Genomic DNA, 21,648 nt, shown 5'->3' on the forward strand with positions numbered 1-21,648 from the left:
ATGAGCGCGTCTTCTTCACGCCAGCAAATTCTATTGGTGGACGATGAAGAGGACGCCTTGATCGAACTTGCCGAATCCCTCGAGAACGAGGGATTTGTCTGTTTTACCGCCAATTCCGTCACCTTTGCCCTGCAAGAATTGACACTTCACCCCGACATCGCCCTGGTCATTACCGACCTGCGCATGCCCGAGGAAAGTGGCATTTCCTTGATCAAGCGACTGCGCGAACACACCTCACGTTCCCACCTGCCGGTGATTGTGATGTCCGGTCATGCCGAAATGGATGATGTGAGCGACATGCTGCGCCTGCAGGTGCTGGACCTGTTTCGCAAGCCGATCTACCTGGTGCGGTTGATCGATACGTTGAACAACCTCTTCCCCCTCCCCAAAGCTAAACTGTAGGCGCCCGGAAAGCCGGGCTCCTGCAGATTCAGAGCTGGTAACTGAAGCTCACCGAATAACGCGGCCGCCGATCGTAGCTGTCCAATGCCACGTCCGACATCGGCTTGGCGACCTCCAGCGCGATGTTGTAGTACTTGGCATCGCCAAAACGCAGCCCCAACGCCGCCGATGACAGGTCGTTGCCCTGCACCGGCAGGTCGTTGAACCAGGTCTTGGCGCGGTCGAACACCACGTAGGGTTGCAGGATCCTCACCCAGTCGCCGGCGCGGTTGTAGCTGTAGTTGACCTCGTAGGCCAGGCCCCAGCCCTTGTCGCCGGTGCCCTGGTCATCGGGATAACCGCGGCCGAAACTCTGCCCGCCGAAGGTGGCGCGTTCGCTGTCGGGCAGGTTGTCGTTGCTCCAGTAAAGCGCGCCGGACAGCACGCCTTGCCAGTTGTCGAACAGCTTGTTGCTCTGTACCCCAGACAGGCGCAGGCGGAAGAAGTCGAGGTCGGGTTTGAGGCCGCCAAAGTCCGTGCGGGTCTTGGCGCCCATGCCATTGATGCCTTGGTACACGCCGCCGCTGATGATGCGCAACTGGGTGGTGTCAGCCTTGCGCCAGTCCCCTTCGAAGGCCAGGGCGCGCAGGTTGGTTTCCAGTTCGAAACGCTGGGGAAAACCTTCCAGTTTGTAGCGGTTGGTCTGGTCCACGGCGTACAGGCGCGTCCCCAGGCTCAACGACTCGCCGGGCGAGGCGATGAAGGGGTGGCTGATGCCGATGGAGTAACGGTCGATCTGCTGGTGTGGCTTGAGTTCCAGGCCGTCGCCCAGTTGCAGGCTGGTGCTTGGGTCGGCGCGGTAGCGTTCACCCGAGAGCGCGAGTTGGGTGCCCTCGGCGTTGATGAATTGGCTGTAGGTCGCGCGGTAGTAGTGCTCTTTGTCTTCGCCTGGCGGGAACAGGCCGCTGATGCTCAGTTGCTCGCCCATGGATGTCCACGAGTTGCTGGTACCGGTCAGCAAGGCCTGGGTACCGCCACGGCTGGCTTCGTTGAGGCTCATGCTGGTGGTGATGGGCTTGCGGCTGGCGTTGATCTGCATGTGGGTGCCGCCATCGGTGGTGCCTGGCGGCGGCACCTGGGCTTGCACGGTTACACCCGGTATAGCGCCCATCAACGTGGTGTAGCGCTCGAACGTCTTGCGCGTGAGCGGGCGTTCGGCCTTGAGTTTCTCGGCCAGTTTGTCGACGTAGGACGAGACCGCGCCAATGTCGCCTTGCAGTTGGTAATCCCGGATGTAGCCTTCGACCAGCACCACGCGCACCAGGCCGTCCTCGAAACGTTGTTCCGGCAGGAAGGCGTACGACAGCAAGTAGCCGTCCTGCTGATAACGCCGGGTGATGCTGCGGGTGGCTTCGATCAATTGCTCCAGATTGGTTTCGTGGCCGATCAGCGGCTCGAATGCCTGCGCAACGTCGCTGAGCGGGTAGACCGTGCCGCCGTCGATCTGCAGTTTGCGGATGGTCACTTTGGTGTCCATCAGCAACGGTTGCCCGGCGGTGGGCGCCGGCGTCGGCACCTGGGTGGGTGTGGCCGCCGGACGGTAGGCGTCGGCGGGCAGGTTGGGCACGGGCAGGTTGCGGATGGTGTCGTTGCTATTGAGGAAACTGGGTAGGGTATCGGCGTGGGCATAGGCACTGAGGGTGAGCAATAACAACGGCGTCAAAGCGCGCATAGGACACTCCATGGTCAAACTGCAGCAGCGTTTCGCAGATTCCCGCCGGGCTCTGGGGGCGCGGTTCGGGTGCTTTCAGGGATCGATCATTGACCCATAAAAAAAGACGAGAGACTTAGTGGGGTCTCTCGTCTCAACCAAGCGTAGGCGCTGTAGGTGAGGCCGTCTAATCGGCCAGGTGCAATTCTATTTTTTGCCGCCCAGGCCGCCTAACAGCCCGCCCAGTAGACCACCATTTGCGCTGCCGCCTGCACCGGCAGAGGCACCGGCGCCCGCGCCGACACCCAGGTTCACGCCACCCCCGAGCAAGCCGCCGCCGGTGTTGGTACCGCCGGTGACCAGGCCGCCGATCGAGGCCACGGTACCGCCCACTGCAGTCACTGTACCGCCGAGGGCGTTGGTGACCGGGTTGGCATTGGTGCCGCTGATTTTGCCGCCCAGGCTGCTGACAGCGCCGCCGACATTCGTCACCAGGCCATTGACGGGCGCACCCAGGCCGGTGGCACCGCCGATGGTTTGGGTCAGGCTTTGCACGCCGCTGGTGACAGGGTTGATAGCGCCGCCGATTTGAGTGGTCAGCCCGGCAATGGGTGCACCGGCCGCTGTGTTGGGGACGCCGCTGCCGCCCAGGAGGGTGCCCAGGGACGCCACGGTGGTGCCGGCTTTGACACCCGTGACGCCGGTCGCGCTGACCACGCCGTTGGTGTTGCCTGCATCCAGGCCGCTGCCGGCCCCGGCGATCACGCCACCGATCAGTTCAGGCAAGCCCAGGTTGTTAGTACCGCCACCTGTACCTCCCCCTGTACCACCGCCGTTGCCGCCGCCACTGTTATCCGCATCCGGGTCGACATAACCGCTGGCCTTGCCGACCACGGTGCCGACACCATTGAGCACATTGCCCACCGCGCCTGTCACAGGGTTGCCGGTGCCGCCGGTGTCGGCGACTTTATCGCCCAGGCCGTCGACGGTATCGCCCACTTTTTTCAGCAAGCCGCCCACTGGAGAATCCAGGCCGGTTGAGGAGCCGACTTTACCGGTGGTGTTTTCCACCAGGGAGACCACGGGCACCAGGACTTTTGCGCCCACGGTGTTGGTGACCGAACCCAGTGGGCCGGTAGTGCTCGCGGTGCTCAGGGTGTCGCCCAGCATGGTCACGGCATTGCCCACCTTGCCGACGACGTTGCCTACCACCGGTGCAGCGCCGCTGACCACCGGCACTTTGCCCAGCAGTGTGGCGACATTAGTGCCGGTGACGGTCACGCCGTCGCCCAGGTCGGAAACCCCGTTGGCCACGCCAGCGACGGTTTTGCCCAATGCATTGCTGTCAGTACCCAGCGTACCCAGGCCATCCGACAGGCCGGTACCGATGCTGCCCACGGCGTTGCCGGTAGCGGTGACCAGGTCGCCAGCGGTTGCACCGACGATTGGCAGGCTGCCAAGGGTGGTGCCCAGGCTGCTGACGGTGCCGCCGAGACCGGTCACGGTATCGCCGACGGTGTCGACCACGGTCGCCGTAACCAGTGGCGTGGTGCCGCCGCCTGGGTTAGTGCCCGGGTCGGTGCCAGGATCGGTGCCGCCACCGGTTCCCTCGCCGCCTGTACCGCCACCTGCGCCAGCGCCAGCATCGGAAGATCCACCACTGTGATGCCCACCTCCACCGCTGCTGCAGCCGCCGAGTGCCAGTGCTACTGCCAGGGCCAGCGCGGTACTTGCTTTCCAAAACACTACTTGAGTTTTCATGATTGAGTTCCTTGCACCTGTACAACCTTGGTTGTCTTCAAACGCTCACTATTTCTAGGGATAGCGATACGTTTGTCCGTGTGGCTATAACAGCCCCGGATGTGCGTTCTCTCAATGCTCAACTTGGTATTAACGATTTATATATTGCGCAGCTGTACCGTTTAAGTAGCTAATGCCAAGGGTATAAGGCGGGGATGTATCAAGATGTATATATGTTTAAAATCAATAGGTTGTATAAAAAAGCGGACTTAAAAAAGTCCGCTATTACTTAGGGTGTATATATACAATTAATCATTTTATTTCAGGCGATTGGCTGCCACTTGCCTACCATATGTTCAATATCGCCTGCGCCTTTGAGCCACAACTCTCCGCTGGAACCGGCGGCGCTGGCCAATAACGTCACTTCACTGGGCAGGCGTACGGGCTTCCTGAACTCGACGTTTATCTCAACATTGGCGGCGGGCAGGTGTTCGCCGAGTGCGGCGAGGGTATGCGCCTTGTTCCACAGTCCGTGGGCGATGGCCTGGGGGAAGCCAAACAGCTTGGCGGTCAGGGCGCTGAGGTGGATCGGGTTGTAGTCACCGGACACCCGTGCATACCGGCGACCGATGTCGGCGGGTGCCTTCCAGCGGGACAATTCGCTGACCTGGGTGGGGGAGGGTTGGGCGTCCTCTTGCGCCTCACCGTCCAGTTTCACGCCTCGGCACAGCATGCGGCTTTCGGCTTCCCACAGCAGGCCAAGGGAGTCTTCGACGGTGGTGATCAGGTCGAAGGTCGCGCCCTTGGGGTGGGGCTTGAGGTTCTGCGCGTGCACACCGACGGACAGCTCACTGACACCCCCCAGCGGGCGATGGATGCGGATACGGTTGCTCAGGTGAATCAGCCCCAGCAGCGGGAAGGGAAAGTGTTTATCGGTGAGCAACTGCATCTGCAGGCCAAACGCGAGGATATGCGGGTACGTCGCCGGCAGGATCGGGCTGTCAGCAAAACCACAGACCTTGCGATAGGCCGCCACGTGCCTGGGGTTGATGCTCACCCGACAACGCAGCCCCTGCTCGGGCAGGGCGCTGCCGGTAATCTTGCGCTTGAGCGCCGCGCGCCAATACAGCGGCGGCAGAAACGGCGTATTGCCCAGTGTCTTCCATTGCATGCTTACGCTCCCAGGAGACTTTGCCCACACACACGCAGCGCTTGCCCGCTGACCGCCCCCGAACCTGGTTGGCCCAGCCACGCCACCGCTTCGGCGACGTCCTGTGGCAGGCCGCCCTGGCCCAGTGAACTCATGCGTCGCCCGGCTTCACGCAAGGCAAACGGAATATGCGCGGTCATCTGGGTTTCGATAAAGCCCGGCGCCACCGCGTTGATGGTGATGCCACGCTCCCTAAGCAGCGGCGCCCAGGCCTGCGCGAGGCCGATCAAGCCCGCCTTGCTCGCCGCATAGTTGGTTTGCCCACGGTTACCGGCGATGCCGCTGATGGACGCCAGCAACACCACGCGGGCGTTGTCGTGCAGGGTGCCGTTGTCGAGCAGCGCCTGGGTCAGTACTTGCGGCGCATTGAGGTTGACGGCGAGCACCGCGTCCCAATATTCCGGCGTCATGTTCGCCAGGGTTTTGTCGCGGGTGATACCGGCGTTGTGCAACAGGATGTCGAGGCCATCGGGCAACTGTTCAATCAATTGGCGGGCGGCGTCTTCAGCGCAGATATCCAGCGTGACGGTGCGTGCCCCCAGGCGCGCGGCCAGGGCTTCGAGGTCGGCCTTGGCCTGGGGCACGTCGAGCAGGATCACCTCGGCGCCGTCGCGGGCTAGGGTTTCGGCGATGGATGCACCAATGCCTCGGGCGGCGCCGGTTACCAGTGCCTTGCGCCCGGCCAGGGGCCGCGTCCAGTCTTCGACCGGTGTGGCGCAGGCCTCCAGGCGAATCACCTGGCCGGAGATGTACGCGCTTTTTGGCGAAAGGAAGAAGCGCAGTGCGCCTTCCAGTTGCTCTTCGGCCCCGTCACCAACATAGAGCAGTTGCAACACACCCCCATTGCGCAGCTCTTTGGCCAGCGAGCGACTGAACCCTTCCAAAGCGCGCTGGGCGCTGGCGGCAAAGGGATCGCTGAGACCTTCCGGCGCACGCCCGAGGATCACCAGGTGCGCGCTGTTATCGAGGTTTTTCAGCAGTGGCTGGAAGAATTCGCGCAGCTGTTTGAGTTGGTCGGTGTGCTGCAAGTCGCTGGCGTCGAATACGACAGCCTTGAGTTTGGGACCGTGGCCGGGAATCCAGGTCGAGGTCTCGCTGCCGTAGGTGTAGATGGCGTCAGTGAGCCGATTGGCGAACGCCTGCACCTGGGTGGTCAGCGCACCGCCGCCCAGCAGCAATGCACCCTCCACTGGGCGCAGGCGCCCGGCTTGCCAGCGTTCCAGGCGTACCGGTGACGGCAGGCCAATGGCGGCGACCAGGCGATGGCCGAGGCTTGAGTTGGCGAAGTCGATATAACGGTCAGACATGGAACGCTCTCCGAAGGCTGGGGTTCAAAGGGTTGACCACCCCGGGGTGGCAGTCGTTCGATTGAGCCTAGGCTAGGCTTGGTGATTCCACCCACAACCATCAGGGAGCTTTCCATGACTCAATTGCGCCGTGTAGCGATCATTGGCGGTAACCGCATTCCTTTCGCCCGCTCCAATGGCCCCTATGCCACGGCGAGCAACCAGGCGATGCTGACCGCCGCCCTGGAGGGCCTGATCGAACGCTACAACCTGCACGGCCTGCGCATGGGCGAAGTAGCTGCCGGTGCGGTGCTCAAGCATTCGCGCGACTTCAACCTCACCCGCGAATGCGTGCTGGGCTCGCGCCTGTCACCGCAAACCCCCGCCTACGACATTCAGCAGGCCTGCGGCACCGGCTTGGAAGCGGCGCTGCTGGTGGCCAACAAGATCGCCCTGGGGCAGATCGAATGCGGGATTGCCGGTGGGGTGGACACCACCTCCGACGCCCCTATAGGCGTGAATGAAGGCTTGCGCAAGATTCTGTTGCAAGCCAACCGCAGCAAGTCCGTGGCGGACAAATTAAAAGTCCTGTTACAACTTCGTCCCCATCACCTCAAGCCAGAACTGCCGCGCAACGGCGAACCCCGTACGGGTTTGTCCATGGGCCAGCACTGTGAATTGATGGCGCAGACTTGGCAGATTCCGCGTGCCGAGCAGGACCAGTTGGCCCTGGAAAGCCACCAGAAAATGGCCGCTGCCTACGCTGAAGGCTGGCACAACGATTTGCTCACGCCGTTCTTGGGCCTGACCCGCGACAACAACCTGCGCCCGGACTTGACCCTGGAAAAACTCGCCGCGCTCAAGCCCGCCTTCGAGCGCAGCGAAAAAGGCACGCTCACCGCCGGCAACTCCACGCCGCTCACGGATGGTGCGTCGCTGGTGCTGCTGGGCAGCGAGGCCTGGGCCCAGGAACGTGGCTTGCCGATCCTTGCGTATTTACGCGATGGTGAAGCGGCGGCGGTGGACTTCGTCAACGGCGCCGAAGGCCTGCTGATGGCGCCGGTGTACGCGGTACCGCGCTTGCTGGCGAGGAATGGTCTGACGCTGCAGGACTTCGATTACTACGAGATCCATGAGGCGTTCGCTGCCCAGGTTTTGTGCACGCTCAAGGCCTGGGAAGATGCGCACTACTGCAAGACGCGCCTCGGGCTGGAGGCACCGTTGGGCGCCATCGACCGCAGCCGCCTGAATGTGAAGGGCAGTTCACTGGCGGCCGGGCATCCGTTCGCTGCCACGGGTGGGCGTATCGTCGCCAACCTGGCCAAGTTGCTGGATGCGGCGGGCAAGGGACGTGGCCTGATTTCGATCTGTGCGGCAGGTGGGCAGGGTGTAACCGCGATCATTGAACGTTGAAACTGGCATATTGGATGCATTCTTAAGTGATCAACGGTCGGTAGCCTCTCCCACCGGCGAGCTGATTGCCGTATAACGAGTGCCATACGCGTATTTGGTAATAAAGGACCCACAATAAAAGCTGATGAAGACTCCTAAACGCATTGAACCCCTGATCGAAGACGGTCTGGTCGACGAAGTGCTGCGCCCACTCATGAGTGGTAAAGAAGCAGCTGTTTATGTGGTGCGCTGCGGCAACGAATTGCGTTGCGCCAAGGTTTACAAGGAGGCGAACAAACGAAGTTTTCGTCAAGCGTCCGAATACCAGGAAGGCCGTAAGGTCCGCAACAGCCGGCAGGCCCGGGCCATGGCCAAGGGCTCCAAGTTCGGCAAGAAAGAAACCGAAGATGCCTGGCAGAACGCCGAAGTGGCGGCCTTGTTCCGCCTGGCCGGTGCGGGCGTTCGCGTGCCCCAGCCGTTCGACTTCCTGGAAGGCGTGCTGCTGATGGAGCTGGTGGCCGACGAGTACGGCGATGCGGCGCCGCGTCTGAACGACGTAGTGCTGGAGCCGGACCAGGCGCGTGAATACCACGCTTTCCTGATTTCCCAGATCGTGCTGATGCTGTGTACCGGCCTGGTGCACGGTGACTTGTCCGAGTTCAACGTACTGCTCACGCCAACGGGCCCGGTGATCATCGACCTGCCCCAGGCCGTCGATGCGGCGGGCAACAACCACGCGTTCAGCATGCTGGAGCGGGATGTGGGCAACATGGCTTCCTATTTCGGGCGCTTTGCCCCGGAGTTGAAGAAGACCAAGTACGCCAAGGAAATGTGGGCCCTGTACGAAGCCGGCACCTTGCACCCGGCCAGCGTATTGACCGGCGAGTTCGACGAGCCGGAAGAGTTGGCGGATGTCGGCGGTGTGATCCGCGAGATCGAAGCCGCGCGGCTGGATGAAGAGCGTCGCCAGGCGATCCGGGCGGCGGATGATGCGCCACCGAGCAAAGTGCCGGACGAGCCGCCGCCACCGCCGTGGATGCAATGATCTTTGGGTAGATGAAGATCAACACTGTGGGAGCGGGCTTGCTCGCGAAAGCGGAGTGTCAGTCTATGCATGTGCTGACTGATCCACCGCCTTCGTGAGCAAGCCCGCTCCCACATTTGGTTTTGCATGTATTCAGATAGATTCCATCAGGCGCAGCAGCTACCCGACGCCAACTCCTTGAGAATCGGACAATCCGGCCGATGATCGCCCTGGCAGTGCTCCACCAGGTCCTGCAGCGTATCGCGCAGCTGTGCCAGCTCCAGAATCTTCTGGTTCAGCTCATCGATATGCTGGCGTGCCAACGCCTTGACATCGGCACTGGCCCGTTGCCGGTCCTGCCACAGGGTCAGCAGCTTGCCGACCTCTTCCAATGAAAACCCCAGGTCCCGCGAGCGTTTGATAAACGCCAGCGTGTGCAAGTCGTCACTGCCATACACGCGATAGCCACTGTCTGTGCGGTGGGCGGCTTTGAGCAGGCCGATGGATTCGTAGTAGCGAATCATCTTGGCGCTGAGCCCGCTCTGGCGTGCTGCTTGGCCGATATTCATGGGCGTTGATCCTCCAGGTCCTTAGGCTTCCACGTCTTCAACAGTAAGGCATTGCTCACCACGCTGACACTGGACAACGCCATCGCCGCGCCCGCCAGCACGGGATTGAGCAGGCCAAAGGCGGCCAGGGGAATGCCAATCAGGTTATACACAAAGGCCCAGAACAGGTTCTGGCGAATTTTCGCGTAGGTCTTGCGACTGATCTCCAGGGCTGCGGGCACCAGGCGCGGGTCGCCGCGCATCAGGGTGATGCCGGCCGCGTGCATGGCCACGTCGGTGCCACCGCCCATGGCGATGCCGATATCGGCGGCGGCCAGGGCCGGGGCGTCGTTGATGCCGTCGCCGACCATGGCCACCACCCCGGTTTTTTTCAACTCGGCGACGGTGGCGGCTTTATCGGCGGGCAGCACTTCGGCGTGCACATCGTCGATGCCCAGGGCGTGCGCGACCACACGGGCGCTGCCACGATTATCGCCGGTGAGCAAATGGCTGGTGATGTGCTGGGCCTTGAGTTGTTCCACGGCCTCCATCGCACCGGGCTTGAGCGTGTCGCCAAAGGCGAACAGCCCCAGCACACGCGGTTGCGCACCTTGCTCGATCAGCCATGACAACGTGCGTCCTTCGGCTTCCCAGGCGTTGGCCGAGTCGGCGAGGTCGCCCGCGCTCAAGCCGCTTTCCTCCAGCAGGCGCCGATTGCCCAACGCCAACTGCCGTCCCTCCAGCGTGCCGGCGATGCCGCGTCCGGTCAGGGATTGGCTGGCCGTCACGTCGGCCACGGGCAGCCCTTTTTCGTTGCACGCATCCAGCACGGCCTTGGCCAGCGGGTGTTCGCTGCCGCGTTGCAGTGCACCGGCATGTTGCAACAGCAGCGATTCGTTGCCATCCACTGCCGCCAGGTGGGCAATTTTCGGCGTGCCGGAGGTGAGGGTGCCGGTCTTGTCGAAGACCACGGCGCTCACCTCGTGGGCGCGCTCCAAGGCTTCGGCGTCCTTGATCAGGATGCCGTGGCGTGCGGCGACACCCGTGCCGGCCATGATCGCAGTCGGCGTGGCCAGGCCCAGGGCGCACGGGCAGGCGATTACCAGCACGGCCACGGCATTGATGATTGCGGTTTCCAGCGGCGCGCCATACAGCCACCAACCCACCAGGGTAGCCAACGCCAGCACCAGCACGGCCGGGACGAAGACTTGGCTGACTTTGTCCACCAGCTTCTGGATCGGTGCCTTGGCGGCCTGGGCGTCTTCGACCAAACGGATGATCCGCGCCAATACGCTTTCAGCGCCAAGGGCCAGGGTGCGCACCAGCAGGCGGCCTTCGCCATTGATGGCGCCGCCGGTGACGGTATCGCCAGGCTGTTTCGGGACCGGCAGGCTTTCGCCGCTGATCAAGGCTTCGTCGGCATGGCTTTGACCCTCGACCACTTCACCGTCCACCGGGAAGCGCTCGCCAGGCTTGACCATCACCAGGTCACCGAGCTTCAACGCATTGATGGCGACGTCTTCTTCGCGCCCTTCAATGACCCGAATCGCCCGCTCGGGACGCAAGGCTTCCAGGGCGCGGATGGCGCTGGCAGTCTGGCGCTTGGCGCGGCTCTCCAGGTATTTGCCCAGCAGCACCAGGGCGATCACTACCGCCGAGGCTTCGAAGTACAGGTGCGGTGCCATGCCGGGGTGAGCGGTGAGCCATTCATACATACTCAGGCCGTAACCGGCGCTGGTGCCGATGGCCACCAGCAAGTCCATATTGCCGGCACCGGCACGCACGGCTTTCCAGGCAGCAATATAGAAGCGCGCGCCGAAGATGAATTGCACCGGCGTGGCCAGGGCGAACTGTGCCCAGGCGGGCAGCATCCAGTGCAGGCCGAAGGGTTCCACCAACATCGGCAGCACCAGCGGCAATGCCAGCAGGATCGCCAGCAGCAGCGCCCAACGCTCGCGCTGCAGGCGCTGGGCTTGATTGGCGTCGGTGGCGGTTTCGCTTTGGGGCAGGGTGGCGATGTAGCCAGCTTTGTCGACTGCGGCGATCAGCACGCCGGGGTCCATCTGGCCCAGCACTTCAACATGGGCGCGCTCGTTGGCCAGGTTGACGCTGACGCGTTGCACCCCCGGCACCTTGCTCAGCGCGCGCTCGACCCGGCCGGCACAGCTGGCGCAGGTCATGCCGCCGATGGGCAGGTCAAAGGTGGTGGATCCATTCATGGGGCAGTCCTCCAGGAGACGTTGCCCGTAGGATCAACCTTGACCTGTGGGGAAGGTCAAGCGCCTTTAATATTCCAATGCGGCGGGCTTGAGGTACATGCCATCCGGGCCTTGGGCGATACGCAACTTGCGTACGTCACCGACCTTGAGCGTGATGTTTTGCGCGGGCGGTGCCAGCATCCCTGGCAGGCAGCCTGGGGATTGGCCTGGCAGCAGCTTCAGGCGCAAGGACAGGTTGCCCGCCGGCAGGTTGAAGGACGTGGCTTGTTCCTGGAACAGCCGGCCCGCCAGTTGGTCATTCAGGTACAAGCCGATTTCGCAGTTGGTCGGCACTTCCAGGCGTTCCCGGGAAATGATCAGCACCGCATAGTCTTCGGCGGCGATAGCCTGCGGCGCAGCGGCAGACAAGCTCATCAGGCCGAGAAGGGCAAAAAACGACCAGCGCATGGCGAATGCTCCGTGGTGTGAATCGAAGATAGGTGAAGCTTGGCCGACGACGCCAATGATTACCAGCCCGGCAGATATTCCCGTAACTTGACCTTGCCATCGTGGCAAGCTTGAGACTGGGTCCAACCTCATCAAAGGAGTCATGTCATGCAAGTATTCAGCGTTGAAGGAATGACCTGCGGCCATTGCGTTCGAGCGGTGACCCAGGCATTACAGGGCAAGGACCCGGCAGCCAGTGTGAAGGTCGACCTGGCGGCAAAGGAAGTGGGCGTCGAAAGCCGCCTGTCTGCCGAGCAAGTGATCGAGGCGATCACCGAAGAGGGCTACAGCGCAAAGCTCGCCTGACGCGAACAAATAGTTAGCGAGCTATCGTGTTCAATGCACCCAAGCGCGGCTAGACTATCGGGCTGCCGTCTTACTTGGGTGCCCGATGAACCTCCGCATAATCCTGATTCTGGGTGCCTTGAGCGCCTTTGCGCCGTTGGCGATCGATTTTTACCTGCCGGGCTTTCCGGCCATGGCCAAGGCTTTCGCGACCGATGAAAAACACATCCAGCTGACCCTGGCGGTGTACTTCGGTGGCCTGGCCATCGGCCAATTGATCTACGGCCCACTGGCTGACCGCTTCGGACGACGCGGCCCGCTGCTCAGTGGTGTCACGCTGTTCACCTTGGCGTCCTTTGCGTGTGCCTTTGCGCCTTCGCTGGAGTGGCTGATTGTTGCGCGCTTTGTGCAGGCCCTGGGTGGCTGCGCGGGCATGGTGATTTCCCGTGCGGTGGTCAGCGACAAATGTGATGCAGTGGGCTCGGCCAAAGTGTTTTCCCAGCTGATGCTGGTCACCGGCCTGGCGCCGATCCTCGCACCGCTGGCAGGCGGGTTGATGGTCGGGCTGTGGGGCTGGCAGTCGATCTTCCTCGCGCTGTCGATATTCAGCGTAATGGCCGCCATTGCCGTGGCAGTCGGGTTGCCGGAAACCTTTCCGGCGCATCAGCCACGTCAGCCGTTGTCCGGGTCGCTGCGTCGCTACGCAGCATTGTTGTCGGACCGCGTCTACTTGGGGTACGCCCTGACCGGTGGCATCTCGATTGCCGGAATGTTTGCCTACATCGCCGGTTCACCTTTCGTGTTTATCCAACTCTACGGCGTGCCTGCCGAGCATTACGGCTGGCTGTTCGGTTCCAACGCTGCGGGCTTTATCCTGGTGGCCCAAGTGAATGCGCGGCTGCTGTCCAAGCGTGGCCCCGCGTTTCTACTGTCGCGCAGTGTGTGGGTCTACCTGGTGGCGGCGCTGACGTTGCTCGGCATTGCAGCCTTGCGCACCGATGCGCTGTGGCCATTGCTGGTGCCGTTGTTTATCTGCATCGCCAGCCTGGGCTGCATTTTGCCCAATACCTCGGCGTGTGCCATGAGCGGGCAGGGAGCACGGGCGGGTAGCGCTTCGGCGTTGCTCGGTTGCATTCAGTTTGGCGTGGCGGCGGGGGCGGCATCGTTGGTGGGGATCCTGCACGACGGCACGGCGATGCCGATGGCCATGGTCATCAGCTTGTGCGGGGTATTGGCGGTGACGATTGCGATGTCGACCCAGCGCCTGCAACGCAAACGGGCCTTGCAGGCACAGGTCTGAAGAGCGGTTCAGCCAGCGGCGGAGCGTTGCTGGCTGTTTGGAAAACGGTGGGGCGCCTGGATACGGGCTTGCAGGGTGTCGGCAAAGGCACGGGCTTCGGCCTCGGTGCGGAAGGTGAACGCGTCCCGGTCGAGACGAACCTGCCATTTATTGCCTGCGGATTTTGCTAACGCTTTTATCAGGATCTTCATTGCTGACTTCCTCACGTAAAAGAATCGTGGCAAAGGCGGCCAATATAAACCCGAACACGCTCACAAATATGACAAAGGTCAACTCTCGGACTAATGGCACCGTCCATCACTCAGGTGAATAACAGACGGCGCCGACGCGTAGATTTCAGAACCCTTCCAGCACGATCTTGCCCTTGGCCTTGCCGCTTTCCAGCAGGGCATGAGCGCGTCGCAGGTTCGCGGCATTGATCACACCAAAGTGCTCACCCACCGTGGTTTTCAGGGTACCGGCGTCGATCAGTTCGGCCACGCGGTTAAGCAGGTTGTGCTGCTCGATCATGTCCGGCGTCTCGAACATCGAGCGTGTGTACATGAACTCCCAGTGCAGCGACAGGCTCTTGCGCTTGAGCTTGCTGACATCCAGCGCCTTGGGGTCGTCGATCAGTGCCAGCTTGCCCTGGGGTTGCAGGGCTTCGACCAGTTGGTCCAGGTGATGATCGGTCTGGGTCAGGCTGGCGACGTGGGTCACTTGCGGGTGACCGGCGGCTGTCAGTGCTTCGCTCAGCGGTTGGCTGTGATCGATCACCAGGTCGGCACCGAGGGCCTTGGCCCATTCCTGGGTTTCCGGGCGAGAGGCTGTACCGATCACTTTAAGGGCCGTGAGCTGGCTGGCCAGTTGGGTCAGGATCGACCCCACGCCACCGGCAGCGCCGACGATCAGCAGGCTCTGGCCTTCGTCTTGCTTGCCTTCACGCACGTGCAGGCGTTCGAACAGCAGTTCCCAGGCGGTAATGGCGGTCAGCGGCAGTGCGGCGGCATCGGCAAAGCCCAGGCTCTTGGGCATGTGGCCGACGATGCGCTCATCCACGGTGTGCAGTTCGCTGTTACCGCCCGGGCGCACCAGCGAGCCGGCGTAGAACACCTTGTCACCAGCCTTGAACAACGTCACTTCGCTGCCGACCGCCTTGACCACGCCGGCCACGTCCCAGCCCAGCACTTTGGCGGCGCCGTTTTCCGGGGCGACGTTCTGGCGCACCTTGGTGTCCACGGGGTTGACCGAGATGGCTTTGACTTCCACCAGCAAGTCGCGCGGACCGGCGACGGGCGCTGGCAATTCGATGTCTTGCAGGGCGTTGGGATCGGTGATCGGCAGTGACGCGTAGTAGGCAATGGCTTTCATGATGGCTCCGGAAAATGGCGGGTGATCAGGCGAGAAATTTCAGGCGCTTGAGTTCGAAGTGTTCGATGACATCGGCGGCCTTGGCGCGAAAGCTCTGGATGTGCGCGCTCTGGTCGTGGTCGGCCAGTGCCGCGTCGTCGCTCCAGCGTTCGAGCATGTAGAAGGTCTCGGGGTGTTGCAGGTCCTGGTGCAGGTCGTACTGCTCGCAGCCGGCTTCCAGGCGCGTGGGTTCCAGCAGGCCGCGCAGCAGGGTTTCCAGGGTGGCCTGTTGGCCGGGTTTGGCGATCAGCGTGGCAATGACGTTAAAGGCAGTGGACATATTCAACTCCAGGCACGTGATGAACGGGATGCACAGATGATTGGCTATTTCCCGCGCCGATAAAAGCGGCTAAAACAGCAGTCTGTTTCAATAAAATATTGATAATGAGTGGGAATGCATGCTGCGTTTTGATGATTTGCAGTTGTTTGTACGTGCGGCGGACCTCGGCAGCCTGTCCGCTGCTGCACGGGTCATGGACCTGTCACCGGCTGTCGCAAGTGCGGCGCTCAAGCGTATCGAGCAGCAATTGGGCACACGCTTGCTGGCGCGGTCCACCCGCAGCCTGCGCCTGACCGCCGAAGGCGACGGCTTCCTGGAATATGCTCGCGCTGCCTTGAGCTCGCTGGATGAAGGCCGACGCCTGTTGGCCAGTGGCCAGGACCATGTCAGCGGCGTGCTGCAGCTATCGGCTCCGTCGGATTTCGGGCGTAATCAGCTGCTGCCCTGGTTGGACGAGTTCCAGCGGGAGTACCCGCATTTGACCGTACGGCTGCTGTTGGGCGACCGGATTGCCGATCTGTTCCGCCAGCCGGTGGATATTGCCCTGCGCTACGGTGAGCCCGAGGACTCCAGCCTGATCGCGCTGCCCGTCGCGCCGGATAACGTTCGCGTGCTGTGTGCCTCCCCCAGCTATCTCGCGCGCTATGGTGAGCCTCGGCACCTGGAGCAACTGGCCCAGCACAATTGCCTGCTCTATATGCTCGGCAGCCGGGTCCACGATCATTGGACCTTCCGCGACGGTAAGCGCGAAATCAGCCTGACCGTCACCGGCGACCGCTTCAGTGACGATGCCGATGTGGTCCGTCGTTGGGCGGTGGCGGGTGTGGGCATTGCCTACAAGTCCTGGCTCGATGTGAGCACCGATGTGCTGGCGGGGCGCTTGCGTCTGATCCTGCCGGAGCTGCGTGGCGAGCGCACGCCGCTCAATTTGTTGTGTGCTCACCGTGCGCAGTTGAGCAAACCCATCAACCTGTTGCGAGAAATGCTTGTGTCCCGCTGTGCGACGTTGACCGCTCAGTTACCGGAACGATTGAGCGCGACGTAACGCCCTCCACCACAAGAGGAAATTTCACTCATTCCCTGTCCCTATCCGCGCTGTCAGACGCCGTGGAACCGGCGGTTTGCGCCCCTATACTCTGGCGCTGACCTCAATGGGAAAATAATTCAACAGGGAGTGAAACGATGGAAGCAGCACCGTGCATCAGTCAGATCGCCAGCTTACTTGCTGAACCCAAACGCACTGCGATGCTATGGGCGTTGATGGATGGCTCGGCCAAGTCGCCGGTCGAGTTGGCGACACTCGCCGGGTTGTCAGCAACCTCTGCCAACGCGCACCTGGCGCGACTGACCGCCGGTGGTTTGCTGCGCGTAGAGGCCAGGCGTGGCAAGCGCTTGTTTCGCGTGGCGGCGCCGGATGTCAGCGCAGCCATTGATGCCCTGGCCAGGACTACCATGGCGTGCGCCGCGCGCAGCACGTCGGATAATTTGCCAGCCCTGGTCGCGCCGGCGTTGTTACGGCAGGCCCGGTTGTGCCACGGCCACCTGGGTGGAGAGCTGGGGGCGCAGTTGTATCAACATCTGCTGGAAGCGGGATGGATCGAGCGCCATGAGCAGCGTACCGATATCACGGTCAAAGGTGCGCTGTGCCTGGCAGGCTTGGGGATTTTCACCCAGGCATTGGCGTCGCCGCTGGTGTGCAACTGCTTTGACTGGAGCCAGCAGCAGCCGCATCTGGGCGGGGCGTTGGGGGCGGGGTTGTTGCAGTTGTTCTTGCAGTCGAACTGGATCAGCGTGATCAATGAGTCCCAGGCCTTGCAGGTCCATGCTATCGGACGGCAGGAAATCACCCGATTGGCCGTGCCAGCGAGGAGCTGACTGCGTAGGAACCGGCTGGCCGGCGATAGGATCACCTCGGTCATCCTGAACAACCCGAGGTGTCTGCATCGCCGGCAAGCCGGCGCTTACGGGATCACGGTTTGACCAGTCGCGCATCCAGGCTGTTTTGCGCCAGGCGTTTGGCCTGGTCCTGGGTCATGCCCAGCGAGGTGTACAGCGCGTGGAAGTTTTCGGTGACATAACCGCCGAAGTAGGCCGGGTCATCCGAATTCACCGTCACCTTCACGCCACGCTCAAGCATGTCGAGGATGTTGTGCTGGGCCATGTCGTCGAACACGCACAGCTTGGTGTTGGACAGCGGGCACACAGTCAGCGGGATTTGCTCGTCGATGATGCGTTGCATCAGGCGCTCGTCTTCGATGGCGCGTACGCCATGGTCGATACGCTGGATCTTCAGCAGGTCGATGGCTTCCCAGATGTACTCGGGTGGGCCTTCTTCGCCGGCGTGGGCCACGGTGAGGAAGCCTTCGTGACGAGCACGGTCGAACACGCGCTGGAATTTGCTTGGCGGGTGACCCATTTCCGAGCTGTCCAGGCCCACGGCCACGAACGCGTCACGGAACGGCAGCGCCTGGTCGAGGGTTTTCTCGGCTTCGGCTTCGCTCAAGTGGCGCAGGAAGCTGAGGATCAAGCCGCTGGTGATGCCCAGTTGCTGCTCGCCATCTTTGAGCGCGGCGGCGATGCCGTTAAGCACCACTTCGAACGGTATGCCACGGTCAGTGTGGGTTTGCGGGTCGAAGAAGGGTTCGGTGTGGATCACGTTCTGCTCTTTGCAGCGCAGCAGGTAGGCCCAGGTCAGGTCGTAGAAATCCTGGGACGTGCGCAACACATCAGCGCCCTTGTAATACAGGTCGAGGAACTCTTGCAGGTTGTTGAAGGCGTAGGCCTTGCGCAGGGTTTCGACGTCGTTCCACGGCAGCGCAATCTTGTTGCGCTCGGCCAGGGCGAACAGCAGCTCAGGCTCCAGCGAGCCTTCCAGGTGCAGGTGCAGTTCAGCCTTGGGCAGGGCGTTGAGCCAATCGTACATTTTCTAAATTCTCATCAGGTGCAATGGCGGCATTCTACAGCCCATGGCTGAAATAATTGGCAAAACCTGACCAGCAGGAGAGTTTTGCTTTTATTCATGCAAGGTTCCCGTGAACTAAGGTGTAACGAAACGTTAGCGGCTTGGCGCAGTCTGTACCCCATCAATGACTGATTTGCCGTACTAAAAGGCCCGGAATGCTCACATCCCTCAAGCAAGAAAAATTCATGCTGCTGGCGCTGATTGCCGCCGTTGCTGCCTACCCATTGGAGCACTGGATGCTCCACAGCGGGCAAGTGGTGGCGCTGCTGGCGGGCGTGGTGCTGATTGGCTTCATCGTGGCGGCGTCGATGCGCGTGGCCCATCACGCTGAACAACTCGCGGAAAAAGTCGGCGACCCTTACGGCACCATGATCCTCACGCTCGCCGCTGTGCTGGTGGAAGTGGTGATCCTGGCGATCATGATGAGCAATGAGCCGTCGCCCACCTTGGTGCGCGACACCATTTACTCGGCGGTGATGCTCGACATCAACGGGATTCTCGGCCTCGCCGCGTTGATGGGCGGCATCAAGCATGGCGAACAGTCCTACAACGACGATTCGGCGCGAACCTACAGCGTGATGATCCTCACCGCCATGGGCGTGTCGATGGTGGTGCCGGAATTTATCCCCGAAGCCGACTGGAAAATTTACTCGGCCTTCACCATCGGCGCGATGGTGGTGTTGTACACCCTGTTCCTGCGCATGCAGGTGGGGCCGCACAGCTACTTCTTCAGCTACAGCTACCCGGAGAAACGTCGCAAGAAACAGCCGGAAGAAGAACAGGCGCAGCCGGTCAACCTGGCGTTTTCCATCGGCACGTTGGTGTTTGGTGTAATTGTGATCGGGGCGCTGGCCGAGGTGATGTCCAAAACGTTGGACCTGGGCCTGGAAGGCACGGGGGCGCCGCCGGTGATTACGGCGATTGTGGTCGCGGCCATTTCGGCAGCACCGGAGATTCTGACGGCATTGCGCGCCGCGTTGGCCAACCGCATGCAGTCGGTGGTCAACATCGCGTTGGGTGCATCGTTGTCGACGGTGATCCTGACGGTGCCGGTGATGGAGGCGATGGCGCTCTACACCGGCCAGCCGTTCCAGATGGCGATGACGCCGGTACAAACGGTGATGGTGTTTATCACGCTGATCGTCAGCGCGATCAACCTCAACGATGGCGAAACCAACGCCATCGAAGGGATGACCCATTTCGTGCTGTTCGCGACCTTTATCATGCTGTCGCTGTTGGGGTTGTAATCAGCCAGCGATCAACTGCCGCGCGGCCTGGGTGTGATCAGCGATCAGGCCTTTCAGGTCCAGGCCTTCGACCTGGCCGTCGATCACGCGCCATTTGCCTGCAATCATCACCCGGTCCGCACGGTCCGCGCCGCACAACAGCAGCGCCGAAATCGGATCATGGCTACCGGAGAAGCGCAGCTCGTCGAGCTTGAACAGCGCCAGGTCAGCTTGCTTTCCGACCGCCAATTCGCCGATATCCGTACGGCCCAGCAACTGCGCCGATCCTTTGGTTGCCCAGCCCAGCACGCCTTCCGGGGTGATCTTTTCCGCGCCGTAACGCAGGCGCTGGATGTACAACGCCTGGCGCGCTTCAAGGATCATATTCGACGCATCGTTGGACGCGGAACCGTCCACACCCAGTCCGATAGGCGCGCCTGCCGCGAGCAGGTCCAGGGTCGGACAGATGCCGGACGCGAGGCGCATGTTCGAGCTTGGGCAATGGCAGATACCCGTGCCGGCGGCGCCCAGGCGCGCAATTTCATCCGGGTTGAAGTGAATGCCATGAGCCAGCCAGGTACGTGGGCCGAGCCAGCCGACGCTGTCGAGGTAGTCCACGGTGCGCAGGCCGAAGCGCTGCAGGCAGAAATCTTCTTCGTCGAGGGTTTCGGCCAGGTGGGTGTGCAGGCGTACATCCAGGCGGTTGGCCAGTTCGGCACTGGCTTCCATGATTTCCGGGGTGACGGAAAACGGTGAGCAGGGCGCCAGTGCGATCTGGATTTGCGCGCCGTCACCACGCTGGTGGTATTCGCGGATCAGACGCTGACTGTCTTCAAGGATGACTTGGCCCTGCTGCACCGTCTGTTGCGGTGGCAGGCCGCCGTCGGCTTCACCCAAACTCATGGAACCACGGGTGAGCATGGCGCGCATGCCCAACTCGCGGACGCTTTCCACTTGTACGTCGATGGCGTTTTCCAGGCCGTCGGGGAACAGGTAATGGTGGTCCGCCGCCGTGGTGCAGCCTGAAAGTAGCAATTCTGCCAATGCGACTTTGCTGGCGAGAGCGAGCTTTTCCGGGGTGAGTCGTGCCCAGACCGGGTACAGGGTTTTCAACCAGGGAAACAATGGCTGATTGACCACCGGCGCCCAGGCGCGGGTCAGGGTCTGATAGAAATGATGGTGGGTGTTGATCAGGCCCGGCAGGACCACATGCTCACGGGCATCGAATACCTGTGTGCAGGGTTGTGTGGGCTCTTGTCCCAGGGCCAGCAATTCGGTGATCACACCGTCTTGCAGCACCAGGCCGCCACGGGCATCGAGGCCGTTCGCCGTGAAAATCGCGAGGGGGGTTTTTAACCAGATACGGGTCGCAGGCATTGGCCGGCTCCTCTGAATGATGGGTTCAGGTTTGCCAGCTCAGTGTTGCCCTGTCTGCTGATCCAGGGTCGCCGGTAAAGGCGAGGGGGCAGTCTACGCGCGGATCGTTACCGACGGCAATCGGTCGATAACGATCCTCAGGGTTTTACCAGGCGATGGTGTCGCCTTTGTAATCGATGAAATGATGGCCGCCTTTGCCAGTGTAGGCGTTCACCTGGTCCACCAGGCCGCGCACGCTGGTGTCGACGTCGATGTGTGCGTTTTCACCGCCCATGTCGGTCTTCACCCAGCCTGGGTGCAACGACAGCACGGTCAACTTATGGTCGCCCAGCTGGGTAATAAAGCTGTTGGTCATGGAGTTGAGTGCCGCCTTGCTGGCTTTGTACAGCGCCAGGTCGGAGCCGTCGGGGATGGTCACGCTACCCAGTACCGAACTCATGAAGGCCAATACGCCGCTGTCTTTACGAATTTGCCCGACAAAACGCTGGGCGAGGTTGATCGGCGCTACGGCGTTGGTGAAGAACAGTTGGCCGACTTCTGCCAAGGTGGCGTGGCCCGGCTCTTGATTGGCGGGGCCCTTGACGCCGGCGTTGACGAACAGCAGGTCAAAGGTCCGTTCCTTCAGGCGTTGGCTCAGGGCGATCACGGCTTGCTGGTCGTCCATGTCGAGTTTTTCGATCTTTACTGGGCCGACGGCCTTCAGGGCATCGGCCCTGCTCGGATCGCGCACGGTGGCCGTCACGTCCCAACCGTCCTGCAACAGTTGCTTGACCAACCCAAGGCCCAGCCCGCGCGAGGCGCCGATGATCAATGCGGTTTTTGGCGTAGACAT

Annotated in this window: 21 protein-coding genes; 8 read left to right on the top strand and 13 right to left on the bottom strand. The window is 61.9% G+C overall.

Going from position 1 to position 21,648, the window contains the following annotated elements:
• Window positions 1-402 (top strand): response regulator, encoded by a 402-nt coding sequence (locus KHP07_RS22225; RefSeq protein ID WP_078046703.1) that lies wholly within the window; start codon window positions 1-3, stop codon window positions 400-402.
• Between the two features lie 28 nt (window positions 403-430).
• Here KHP07_RS22225 and KHP07_RS22230 read toward each other — a convergent pair whose 3' ends face one another.
• The 4 genes from KHP07_RS22230 to KHP07_RS22245 form a co-directional block, all read right to left on the bottom strand.
• Window positions 431-2,113 (bottom strand): ShlB/FhaC/HecB family hemolysin secretion/activation protein, encoded by a 1,683-nt coding sequence (locus KHP07_RS22230; RefSeq protein ID WP_099493357.1) that lies wholly within the window; start codon window positions 2,111-2,113, stop codon window positions 431-433.
• A gap of 186 nt (window positions 2,114-2,299) precedes the next feature.
• Window positions 2,300-3,853 (bottom strand): collagen-like triple helix repeat-containing protein, encoded by a 1,554-nt coding sequence (locus KHP07_RS22235; protein ID WP_214498029.1) that lies wholly within the window; start codon window positions 3,851-3,853, stop codon window positions 2,300-2,302.
• A 301-nt stretch (window positions 3,854-4,154) separates the two neighbouring features.
• Window positions 4,155-5,003, bottom strand: a complete 849-nt coding sequence (locus KHP07_RS22240) for a MaoC family dehydratase (protein WP_078046706.1) — start codon at window positions 5,001-5,003, stop codon at window positions 4,155-4,157.
• 2 nt (window positions 5,004-5,005) lie between these two features.
• The gene (locus tag KHP07_RS22245) at window positions 5,006-6,349 is read right to left on the bottom strand and encodes a 3-oxoacyl-ACP reductase (protein WP_214498030.1); all 1,344 of its coding nucleotides are present in this window, start codon (window positions 6,347-6,349) and stop codon (window positions 5,006-5,008) included.
• 114 nt (window positions 6,350-6,463) lie between these two features.
• Here KHP07_RS22245 and KHP07_RS22250 point away from each other — a divergent pair, with 114 nt between their 5' ends.
• Both KHP07_RS22250 and KHP07_RS22255 read left to right on the top strand, forming a co-directional pair.
• A complete protein-coding gene (locus KHP07_RS22250) occupies window positions 6,464-7,741 on the top strand; it encodes an acetyl-CoA C-acetyltransferase (protein ID WP_214498031.1) in 1,278 nt (425 codons plus the stop codon).
• Between the two features lie 124 nt (window positions 7,742-7,865).
• On the top strand, window positions 7,866-8,765 hold the full coding sequence (locus KHP07_RS22255; protein ID WP_014716761.1) for a PA4780 family RIO1-like protein kinase: 900 nt from the start codon (window positions 7,866-7,868) through the stop codon (window positions 8,763-8,765).
• A gap of 146 nt (window positions 8,766-8,911) precedes the next feature.
• Here the strand turns inward: KHP07_RS22255 and cueR are convergent, their stop codons facing one another.
• The 3 genes from cueR to KHP07_RS22270 all read right to left on the bottom strand — a co-directional run bounded on the left by cueR (window position 8,912) and on the right by KHP07_RS22270 (window position 11,958).
• Window positions 8,912-9,313, bottom strand: coding sequence for a Cu(I)-responsive transcriptional regulator (gene cueR, locus KHP07_RS22260; RefSeq protein ID WP_078046709.1), 402 nt, complete (start codon window positions 9,311-9,313; stop codon window positions 8,912-8,914).
• Window positions 9,310-11,511 (bottom strand): heavy metal translocating P-type ATPase, encoded by a 2,202-nt coding sequence (locus KHP07_RS22265; RefSeq protein WP_214498032.1) that lies wholly within the window; start codon window positions 11,509-11,511, stop codon window positions 9,310-9,312. The genes cueR and KHP07_RS22265 overlap by 4 nt, the downstream gene beginning before the upstream one ends.
• A gap of 66 nt (window positions 11,512-11,577) precedes the next feature.
• Window positions 11,578-11,958 (bottom strand): hypothetical protein, encoded by a 381-nt coding sequence (locus tag KHP07_RS22270; RefSeq protein WP_078046711.1) that lies wholly within the window; start codon window positions 11,956-11,958, stop codon window positions 11,578-11,580.
• Window positions 11,959-12,105: 147 nt separating this feature from the next.
• On the opposite strand from KHP07_RS22270, the gene KHP07_RS22275 reads away from it, so the two are divergent.
• Both KHP07_RS22275 and KHP07_RS22280 read left to right on the top strand, forming a co-directional pair.
• Window positions 12,106-12,303, top strand: coding sequence for a heavy-metal-associated domain-containing protein (locus tag KHP07_RS22275; protein WP_078046712.1), 198 nt, complete (start codon window positions 12,106-12,108; stop codon window positions 12,301-12,303).
• 85 nt (window positions 12,304-12,388) lie between these two features.
• A complete protein-coding gene (locus KHP07_RS22280; protein WP_214498033.1) occupies window positions 12,389-13,582 on the top strand; it encodes a Bcr/CflA family multidrug efflux MFS transporter in 1,194 nt (397 codons plus the stop codon).
• 8 nt (window positions 13,583-13,590) lie between these two features.
• Here the strand turns inward: KHP07_RS22280 and KHP07_RS22285 are convergent, their stop codons facing one another.
• From KHP07_RS22285 to KHP07_RS22295, 3 genes are all read right to left on the bottom strand, one after another.
• Window positions 13,591-13,773 carry a hypothetical protein gene (locus tag KHP07_RS22285; protein WP_100491570.1) on the bottom strand — a complete coding sequence of 61 codons (183 nt, stop codon included), beginning with the start codon at window positions 13,771-13,773 and terminating at the stop codon, window positions 13,591-13,593.
• Between the two features lie 145 nt (window positions 13,774-13,918).
• Window positions 13,919-14,932 (bottom strand): zinc-binding alcohol dehydrogenase family protein, encoded by a 1,014-nt coding sequence (locus KHP07_RS22290; RefSeq protein WP_214498034.1) that lies wholly within the window; start codon window positions 14,930-14,932, stop codon window positions 13,919-13,921.
• Window positions 14,933-14,957: 25 nt separating this feature from the next.
• A complete protein-coding gene (locus KHP07_RS22295) occupies window positions 14,958-15,251 on the bottom strand; it encodes a putative quinol monooxygenase (protein WP_025857591.1) in 294 nt (97 codons plus the stop codon).
• Window positions 15,252-15,369: 118 nt separating this feature from the next.
• Between KHP07_RS22295 and vimR the strand changes: the two genes are divergently transcribed.
• Together vimR and KHP07_RS22305 are read left to right on the top strand one after the other, a co-directional pair.
• Complete coding sequence (gene vimR, locus KHP07_RS22300) at window positions 15,370-16,296, top strand: transcription regulator VimR (RefSeq protein WP_078046716.1); 927 nt, start codon at window positions 15,370-15,372, stop codon at window positions 16,294-16,296.
• A gap of 137 nt (window positions 16,297-16,433) precedes the next feature.
• The gene (locus KHP07_RS22305) at window positions 16,434-17,126 is read left to right on the top strand and encodes an ArsR/SmtB family transcription factor (RefSeq protein ID WP_078046717.1); all 693 of its coding nucleotides are present in this window, start codon (window positions 16,434-16,436) and stop codon (window positions 17,124-17,126) included.
• 94 nt (window positions 17,127-17,220) lie between these two features.
• Here the strand turns inward: KHP07_RS22305 and KHP07_RS22310 are convergent, their stop codons facing one another.
• A complete protein-coding gene (locus tag KHP07_RS22310; RefSeq protein ID WP_012722045.1) occupies window positions 17,221-18,174 on the bottom strand; it encodes an adenosine deaminase in 954 nt (317 codons plus the stop codon).
• 194 nt (window positions 18,175-18,368) lie between these two features.
• Here KHP07_RS22310 and KHP07_RS22315 point away from each other — a divergent pair, with 194 nt between their 5' ends.
• Entirely contained in the window at window positions 18,369-19,460 is a 1,092-nt protein-coding gene (locus KHP07_RS22315; protein WP_078046719.1) for a calcium:cation antiporter, read from the top strand.
• Here the strand turns inward: KHP07_RS22315 and KHP07_RS22320 are convergent, their stop codons facing one another.
• Complete coding sequence (locus KHP07_RS22320; protein ID WP_078046720.1) at window positions 19,461-20,816, bottom strand: 8-oxoguanine deaminase; 1,356 nt, start codon at window positions 20,814-20,816, stop codon at window positions 19,461-19,463.
• A gap of 145 nt (window positions 20,817-20,961) precedes the next feature.
• Window positions 20,962-21,648, bottom strand: a complete 687-nt coding sequence (locus KHP07_RS22325) for an SDR family oxidoreductase (RefSeq protein ID WP_078046721.1) — start codon at window positions 21,646-21,648, stop codon at window positions 20,962-20,964.

This window comes from Pseudomonas sp. VS40 (assembly GCF_018587885.1).
Classification (GTDB): Bacteria; Pseudomonadota; Gammaproteobacteria; order Pseudomonadales; family Pseudomonadaceae; genus Aquipseudomonas; species Aquipseudomonas pergaminensis.

Excerpts from the sequence above, each read along its gene's own strand:
- KHP07_RS22225 (WP_078046703.1), top strand. The coding sequence starts at position 1 with ATGAGCGCGTCTTCTTCACGCCAGCAAATTCTATTGGTGGACGATGAA.
- KHP07_RS22230 (WP_099493357.1), bottom strand. The coding sequence starts at position 2,113 with ATGCGCGCTTTGACGCCGTTGTTATTGCTCACCCTCAGTGCCTATGCC.
- KHP07_RS22235 (WP_214498029.1), bottom strand. The coding sequence starts at position 3,853 with ATGAAAACTCAAGTAGTGTTTTGGAAAGCAAGTACCGCGCTGGCCCTG.
- KHP07_RS22240 (WP_078046706.1), bottom strand. The coding sequence starts at position 5,003 with ATGCAATGGAAGACACTGGGCAATACGCCGTTTCTGCCGCCGCTGTAT.
- KHP07_RS22245 (WP_214498030.1), bottom strand. The coding sequence starts at position 6,349 with ATGTCTGACCGTTATATCGACTTCGCCAACTCAAGCCTCGGCCATCGC.
- KHP07_RS22250 (WP_214498031.1), top strand. The coding sequence starts at position 6,464 with ATGACTCAATTGCGCCGTGTAGCGATCATTGGCGGTAACCGCATTCCT.
- KHP07_RS22255 (WP_014716761.1), top strand. The coding sequence starts at position 7,866 with ATGAAGACTCCTAAACGCATTGAACCCCTGATCGAAGACGGTCTGGTC.
- cueR (WP_078046709.1), bottom strand. The coding sequence starts at position 9,313 with ATGAATATCGGCCAAGCAGCACGCCAGAGCGGGCTCAGCGCCAAGATG.
- KHP07_RS22265 (WP_214498032.1), bottom strand. The coding sequence starts at position 11,511 with ATGAATGGATCCACCACCTTTGACCTGCCCATCGGCGGCATGACCTGC.
- KHP07_RS22270 (WP_078046711.1), bottom strand. The coding sequence starts at position 11,958 with ATGCGCTGGTCGTTTTTTGCCCTTCTCGGCCTGATGAGCTTGTCTGCC.
- KHP07_RS22275 (WP_078046712.1), top strand. The coding sequence starts at position 12,106 with ATGCAAGTATTCAGCGTTGAAGGAATGACCTGCGGCCATTGCGTTCGA.
- KHP07_RS22280 (WP_214498033.1), top strand. The coding sequence starts at position 12,389 with ATGAACCTCCGCATAATCCTGATTCTGGGTGCCTTGAGCGCCTTTGCG.
- KHP07_RS22285 (WP_100491570.1), bottom strand. The coding sequence starts at position 13,773 with ATGAAGATCCTGATAAAAGCGTTAGCAAAATCCGCAGGCAATAAATGG.
- KHP07_RS22290 (WP_214498034.1), bottom strand. The coding sequence starts at position 14,932 with ATGAAAGCCATTGCCTACTACGCGTCACTGCCGATCACCGATCCCAAC.
- KHP07_RS22295 (WP_025857591.1), bottom strand. The coding sequence starts at position 15,251 with ATGTCCACTGCCTTTAACGTCATTGCCACGCTGATCGCCAAACCCGGC.
- vimR (WP_078046716.1), top strand. The coding sequence starts at position 15,370 with ATGCTGCGTTTTGATGATTTGCAGTTGTTTGTACGTGCGGCGGACCTC.
- KHP07_RS22305 (WP_078046717.1), top strand. The coding sequence starts at position 16,434 with ATGGAAGCAGCACCGTGCATCAGTCAGATCGCCAGCTTACTTGCTGAA.
- KHP07_RS22310 (WP_012722045.1), bottom strand. The coding sequence starts at position 18,174 with ATGTACGATTGGCTCAACGCCCTGCCCAAGGCTGAACTGCACCTGCAC.
- KHP07_RS22315 (WP_078046719.1), top strand. The coding sequence starts at position 18,369 with ATGCTCACATCCCTCAAGCAAGAAAAATTCATGCTGCTGGCGCTGATT.
- KHP07_RS22320 (WP_078046720.1), bottom strand. The coding sequence starts at position 20,816 with ATGCCTGCGACCCGTATCTGGTTAAAAACCCCCCTCGCGATTTTCACG.
- KHP07_RS22325 (WP_078046721.1), bottom strand. The coding sequence starts at position 21,648 with ATGTCTACGCCAAAAACCGCATTGATCATCGGCGCCTCGCGCGGGCTG.